Annotated in this window: 1 protein-coding gene; it reads right to left on the reverse strand. The window is 45.1% G+C overall.

The annotated features are described in order from the left end of the window. Window positions 1–455, reverse strand: a 455-nt coding sequence (locus tag AB4496_RS28570) for a cell division protein ZapC (protein WP_372133457.1), incomplete at both ends; no start/stop codon positions are given.

Genomic DNA, 455 nt, shown 5'->3' on the forward strand with positions numbered 1-455 from the left:
GTGAAAATGAAGAATAGAGTTCGCGTCTACCATCCTATCGTGCATCACTTTAATCGAGTCTCCATAGCTTAACCCTTTTGAAGGTGTGAGCAGAAACTCCTCTAAGTCGACAAATGCACATAGGCTCGCACACTCTCCCACTTCCAATACAATGAAGTAACCTAGGCTATGCTCGTTATTCATTTGTACGATATCCCCTTCTTGAGGAGATTCGTGGCCAGCGCCTTGTGAATCGAAGAACCAGCTTTTAGGCTGTACAGGCTTGTGGAAGCGCTTTGCTGCCACACAATATAGTGCGAGTTCAGCTTGGCGAGGCTCAGACAGTTCTAAGCCAGAAATTTGTTCTTTGAAGGTTTGGTATGAAGATGCGTCATCAACGGTGAATTCATTATCTCTAAACGCGCAGTCCACCAGCTTATTGCGGACCAGATTCGTTTTGAAAATCATATCCTCTC

The sequence above is a fragment of the Vibrio sp. 10N.222.46.A1 genome (assembly GCF_041473595.1).
In the GTDB taxonomy this organism is placed as follows: Bacteria; Pseudomonadota; Gammaproteobacteria; order Enterobacterales; family Vibrionaceae; genus Vibrio; species Vibrio tasmaniensis_A.